This window comes from Bacillus sp. P4_D3 (assembly GCF_056401855.1).
Genome location: NZ_JBFUIN010000231.1, coordinates 1 through 5,050, shown reverse-complemented (window position 1 = coordinate 5,050; position 5,050 = coordinate 1). Strand labels below are relative to the sequence as shown.

General features: G+C 37.5%; 7 protein-coding genes. 2 read left to right on the top strand and 5 right to left on the bottom strand.

The window, feature by feature from the left end; genetic code table 11:
- Positions 1–230 precede the first annotated feature (230 nt).
- The 4 genes from efp to AC1DTM_RS17955 are packed head-to-tail and all read right to left on the bottom strand — an operon-like array spanning position 231 to position 2,857.
- Positions 231–788 carry an elongation factor P gene (efp, locus tag AC1DTM_RS17970; protein ID WP_002033989.1) on the bottom strand — a complete coding sequence of 186 codons (558 nt, stop codon included), beginning with the start codon at positions 786–788 and terminating at the stop codon, positions 231–233.
- Between the two features lie 21 nt (positions 789–809).
- On the bottom strand, positions 810–1,871 hold the full coding sequence (gene pepQ, locus AC1DTM_RS17965) for a Xaa-Pro dipeptidase (RefSeq protein WP_002160522.1): 1,062 nt from the start codon (positions 1,869–1,871) through the stop codon (positions 810–812).
- A gap of 4 nt (positions 1,872–1,875) precedes the next feature.
- A complete protein-coding gene (gene aroQ, locus AC1DTM_RS17960) occupies positions 1,876–2,316 on the bottom strand; it encodes a type II 3-dehydroquinate dehydratase (RefSeq protein WP_002160521.1) in 441 nt (146 codons plus the stop codon).
- A 55-nt stretch (positions 2,317–2,371) separates the two neighbouring features.
- Positions 2,372–2,857, bottom strand: coding sequence for a YqhR family membrane protein (locus AC1DTM_RS17955; protein WP_133059530.1), 486 nt, complete (start codon positions 2,855–2,857; stop codon positions 2,372–2,374).
- 244 nt (positions 2,858–3,101) lie between these two features.
- Between AC1DTM_RS17955 and AC1DTM_RS17950 the strand changes: the two genes are divergently transcribed.
- Together AC1DTM_RS17950 and AC1DTM_RS17945 are read left to right on the top strand one after the other, a co-directional pair.
- Positions 3,102–4,022 carry a DUF1385 domain-containing protein gene (locus AC1DTM_RS17950; protein WP_002160519.1) on the top strand — a complete coding sequence of 307 codons (921 nt, stop codon included), beginning with the start codon at positions 3,102–3,104 and terminating at the stop codon, positions 4,020–4,022.
- Between the two features lie 79 nt (positions 4,023–4,101).
- Positions 4,102–4,503: an SA1362 family protein gene (locus tag AC1DTM_RS17945; protein WP_016106131.1), complete on the top strand. Its 402-nt coding sequence runs from the start codon at positions 4,102–4,104 to the stop codon at positions 4,501–4,503.
- Positions 4,504–4,568: 65 nt separating this feature from the next.
- Here AC1DTM_RS17945 and AC1DTM_RS17940 read toward each other — a convergent pair.
- On the bottom strand, positions 4,569–5,050 hold a 482-nt coding region (locus AC1DTM_RS17940; RefSeq protein ID WP_477000590.1), incomplete at its 5' end, for an HAD family hydrolase.

Here is a 5,050-nt window from a genome sequence, read left to right as displayed (position 1 = left end):
GTATTGAAACTGGTGAAATACGCCCGTTTCAAATTGTTTTGACTCCATATATTATGGGTACCCTTTCACTCGTCACAGTTAGTTTTGTTATAACCGCAATTTACTATCTTCCCTATTTCCTATAAAGTGAAACTATAATCAGCGGGGGAGTTGTTCATCCCCCACTGATTATTAGCCCGCAAATAACGGGATAAAAAAAAGCACTCGTGATAATCACGAGTGCTTTTCTACTATGCACGAGAAACGTATTTACCTTCACCAGTGTTGATGATAAGCATTTCGCCTTCGTTAATGAAGATTGGTACTTGTACAACAAGACCAGTTTCTAATTTAGCTGGTTTTGTTACGTTAGAAGCTGTGTCACCTTTAATACCAGGCTCTGTTTCTGACACTGTTAATTCAACTGTGTTCGGAAGTTCAACACCAAGTACTTCATCTTGGTATGTCATAATAGATACTCCCATGTTTTCTTTTAAGAATTTTAATTCGCGCTCGATTTGGTTTTCGCCAAGTTCGATTTGCTCATAAGTTTCGTTATCCATAAATACGTGAGACTCACCGCTCGCGTATAAGTATTGCATACGACGGTTTTCGATGTGTGCTTTTTCTACTTTTTCACCTGCACGGAATGTTTTCTCTTGAACAGATCCTGTGCGAAGGTTACGTAGTTTAGAGCGAACGAATGCAGCACCTTTACCTGGCTTTACGTGTTGGAAATCCATTACTTGCCAAAGGGCATTGTCCACTGAAATTGTTAAACCTGTACGAAAATCGTTTACTGAAATCATGTAAAAAAATCCTCCTGTGTATTACAAAATAATAAGTTCTTTTGGTGATTTCGTTATTACTTCATTACCTTCACTTGTTACAATGATATCATCTTCAATACGTACCCCGCCAACACCTGGAATATAAATACCTGGTTCTACTGTTACAGCCATACCTGGTTCAAGTACTGTATCAGAACGGAACGCTAAACCTGGTGCTTCATGGATTTCAAGACCGATTCCATGACCAGTAGAGTGTCCGAAGTATTCACCATATCCTTTTTCCGTTATGTAATCACGCGTTAATGCATCAGCCTCACGACCCGTTAAACCAGCTTTAATACCGTTCACACCACGTAGTTGTGCTTCTAAAACGATATTATAAATTTCTTTTAATTTATCAGATGGTTCACCGACTGCAATCGTACGAGTAATATCAGAGCAATATCCTTTGTAATAAGCGCCGAAGTCTAATGTGACGAAATCTCCTTTTTCTATCACTTTTTCAGATGCCACGCCGTGCGGTAATGCCGAACGAAGACCTGAAGCAACGATAATATCAAACGAAGAAGATGTTGCTCCTTGTTTTCTCATGAAAAATTCAAGTTCATTTGACACTTCAATTTCAGATACTCCCGGGCGAATGAATGATAGAATATGCTCAAAGGCAGCATCTGCAATCTGTGCAGCTTCCTTTAATATCTTAATCTCTGAATCAGTCTTTATCAAGCGTAACTTTTCTACAAGCCCAGAAGTTGGGATGAATTCAGCTTCGATCGCTTCATTATGCGTTACGTAAGAGCTATATGTAAGAGTATCTTGCTCAAAGCCTAGCTTTTGAATTCCAAGTTCTTTAACTTGTTTCGCAACTTCATCAAGAATTAATCCTGCATGCTGCACTATTTCGTATCCAGCCGCTTGCTTACTAGCTTGCTCTACATAACGGAAATCTGTAATAAATAGAGCACGCTCTTTTGAAATTAGTACAACACCAGCTGTTCCTGTGAAATTCGCCATATATCTACGGCTATGTTCATTCGTTAATACGATACCGTCAATACCAGCCTCATCAAACGCACTTCTTAATCTCTCGATCTTTTCCATTACTTTATGCCTCCCTCAATTTCTCCATTAATGCAAATAGCGCTAGCTTATAGCCATAAAAACCAAATCCAACAATTTGTCCCGCACAAACAGCCGCTGTCACAGATTCATGACGAAACGACTCACGCCCGTGAATGTTAGAAATATGTACTTCAATAACTGGAATCGACACGCTTGCGATAGCATCCCGAATCGCGTAGCTATAATGCGTAAATGCTCCAGGATTTAAAATGATCCCTTCATATATATCTTCAGCCTCATGAATGATGTCAATAAGAGCACCTTCATGATTCGATTGGAAACATTCTAATTCCACTCCCATTTTTTCTGCTTCTTGTTTCATATCTGCTTCAAGCGTCGCTAACGTTCCTTTTCCGTATACATTTACTTCCCTAACGCCAAGGCGATTTAGGTTCGGACCGTTTACGAGGAGTAACTTTTTCATTTTCTTAAAACCCCTTAATATTAAAGAATGTCTATACGACATTTTAACATAGGAATCACTTATTTGAATAGTTTGTCTTCTCGGCCCCTTCTCCTCTATTCGTATTATTCGATTCGAATGCTACAGAATACGAAATAAAAACACCATATAATATAAAGATACATATTGTCGTTACAATTGTTTCTTTCGGTAAATGGAGTGCACTTTTAATAACAGGTGCCATTAGCCCCATCCCCAAAAATAATAATGCCCACCAAAACAAACCGTATAGTACGCCAGGTAATACTCCTTCAAACTTTTTAAAAAGAGCTTTATAGAGAAATGCCACTAAAATTGAAAGAAGTCCCATACAAACGATACCTAGTACATTTCCCCAAACCCCTTCTTTCCAATCTCCAAATGCAAACGGTAAAAGTAAATAGTTAGGGCCAACTTCTGTAAATGAGAATATATGAAGGAAATACCATATCCCTCCCCAAAATAAGCCACCAAATAAACCAATTTGTACAAAGTTTCTTATTGTTGATTGTTCTTGATTCACATTGACACCTCCGCTCAATAGTATGCCCGAAACTATTTTGAAGCATGTTTAAATCCTGCAAAATTTGTCTATAAAAAGAATAAGAAATGTCCGACTCTCGTAACATTTTCACTTGTCATCTACCTGTATTTGTCGATAAAATAAAGGAAACTCGGTGATTGTCTTATTTCAAGATGACAGAACCAAGTATGACAATTGCCTCTTTTTCTACATAAGAGAGAAACAAATACAGGTTGGTGTTAACATGGCAGAAGAGTCAAAACAAATATATGGCGGGCAGGCAGTCATAGAAGGAGTTATGTTTGGCGGTAGAGAATATACTGTTACAGCGGTTCGTCGTAAAGATAAATCGATTGAATTTTATCGTTTACCACGCGTTCGTAATAAAGCATTGTCTCTACTAAAGAAGATTCCATTTTTACGAGGTATTGCCGCTATTGTGGATGCAAGTGCGAATGGAGCGAAACATTTAAACTTTGCTTCAGAACGATTTGATGTCCACCCCGAAGATGATGAACAATTTGCAAATAAAAAAGAAGAACAATCAAAATTAACGATGGTATTAGGAGTTGCAGCAGTTGGCGTTTTATCGTTCATATTCGGTAAAGTAATTTTCACAGCAGTTCCTGCACTTTTAGCTGAATTAACGAGACCGATTTTCCCATCTCATACAGGGCAAATCATTGTCGAAAGTGTCATTAAGCTCATGCTATTATTGAGCTATATATACTTCATTTCTTTAACCCCACTTATTAAGCGGGTATTTCAGTACCACGGTGCGGAACATAAAGTAATCAATGCTTATGAGAATAATCTTCCACTGACTGTAGAAAATGTTCAAAAGCAAACTCGCCTCCATTATCGCTGTGGCAGTAGCTTTATTATATTTACGGTCATTATTGGAATGTTTGTCTATTTCCTCGTCCCTACAGATCCGCTTTGGGCAAGGGTAGTAAACCGAATTTTATTAATTCCAGTTGTTCTCGGTATTTCTTTTGAAGTATTACAATTTACCAATCGATTACGAGATGTCCCTGTTTTGCGAGTACTTGGATATCCAGGATTATGGCTGCAACTATTAACAACAAAAGAACCAACAGATGATCAAGCGGAAGTTGCAATCGCATCGTTTGAAGAATTATTACGTTTAGAAAACAAACAATAATTATTTAAAAATGGTGTTCAACTCCTTTCCTCATCGTTAATATACTAATTTTAATATATGTTTTTAGGAGGTGTCCCTTATGAACGGTCGTTCGTTTACATTCGCTATATTTGTGCTTATTATCGGATTAGCAATATTCGGCCTTGTTTCATCTGTTATTACAAATCCAATGCTAGTATTGAAAAACATTGGTATCATGTTGGCTGTCGTCGGTATCTTTTACTTACTCTACAAAATGTTTACAAACTCTAGTGGTTCTGCAAATTCGCAAAGCTCATATAAGCGTGCAGCGAAACAATCGAACCGCAAACACGGGAAACAAAATGTAGCACCCCTAAGCAATTCTTTCTTGAAACGAAATGCTTCTGATGACAAGGGGAAAAAGGGTAATTCTCCATCGTTGAAAAGAAAAAGAAAACAATCTCATTTAACTGTCATTGAAGGTAAAAAAAACAAAAAGAAAGACCGTGCTTCCTTTTAGGAAATACGGTCTTTTTTTACCCCGGTTGGTGCGGAGCTAATAATCAGTGGAAGATGCGAAAAACCCTACTGATTAAAGTTTCCCTTTATATGTTGAAGCACTTCTTTCAAACTTTTCTCTTTCATACTTTCGATACGAAGGTGATGGTTTTCAAATTGCAAATTTCTTGTCACATCATTAGGCACGACGACACACTTTAATCCTGCTGCCACCGCTGCTTTCAATCCATTTAATGAATCTTCAAATACAACAGCTTCTGATGGTTCAATTCCTAATTCTTCTATCGTAACTTTATAAAGAGCTGGATCTGGTTTTACCTTCTCTACATCTTCTCTCGTTTTAATCGCTTCAAAATAATCTCTAATTTGTAGCTCTTCTAAAAAACGAACGACCCACTCCCTAGATGAACTAGAGGCTAATGCGATTTTCAATCCAAGTTCTTTCGCTTCTTCTAAATATTCTTTTACCCCGTCACGCGCTTTTGGTATTTTCATTTTCTCTTTATGTAAAGTTGTTACTTTTCCCTTTAATGCATGCTCGTTAAATT

Coding starts and splice junctions, on each gene's coding strand:
- efp (WP_002033989.1), bottom strand. CDS start 788: ATGATTTCAGTAAACGATTTTCGTACAGGTTTAACAATTTCAGTGGAC.
- pepQ (WP_002160522.1), bottom strand. CDS start 1,871: ATGGAAAAGATCGAGAGATTAAGAAGTGCGTTTGATGAGGCTGGTATT.
- aroQ (WP_002160521.1), bottom strand. CDS start 2,316: ATGAAAAAGTTACTCCTCGTAAACGGTCCGAACCTAAATCGCCTTGGC.
- AC1DTM_RS17950 (WP_002160519.1), top strand. CDS start 3,102: ATGGCAGAAGAGTCAAAACAAATATATGGCGGGCAGGCAGTCATAGAA.
- AC1DTM_RS17945 (WP_016106131.1), top strand. CDS start 4,102: ATGAACGGTCGTTCGTTTACATTCGCTATATTTGTGCTTATTATCGGA.